The sequence below is a fragment of the Halostella sp. PRR32 genome (genome assembly GCF_034808085.1).
Taxonomy (GTDB): Archaea; Halobacteriota; Halobacteria; order Halobacteriales; family Natronoarchaeaceae; genus Halostella; species Halostella pelagica.
The window spans coordinates 1-275 of sequence record NZ_JAXHGL010000104.1; the positions used below are offsets into that span (position 1 = coordinate 1).

The window sequence follows — 275 nt, forward strand, 5'->3', positions numbered from 1 at the left end:
TCCGCGGTCGCGCCGGCCGCGTCCGTCGTTCCGGAGTCGCCCACGCTCTCGCTTCCGGCGGGCTCGCTCTCGCTCCCTCCCGCTTCGTCGCCAGCGTCGTCCGCGCCGCGTTCGCCGTCGCCGCCGCGCTCACCATCGCTGCGGTCCCCGGGTCCGCCGTCGCCATCGTCTCCCCGGTCGCCGTCGTCGTCTCCGCGTTGGCCATCGCCGTCGCCGTCGTCCGCGTCGTCGGCGAAGTGCTCGTCGAGGAGGTCGTCGGGGTCCGGTGCGTCCTC

At 76.0% G+C, this 275-nt stretch carries 1 pseudogene; it reads right to left on the reverse strand.

The window, feature by feature from the left end:
- Positions 1–275 (reverse strand): annotated as a pseudogene (locus tag SM753_RS20555) (magnesium chelatase); the annotation flags it as partial.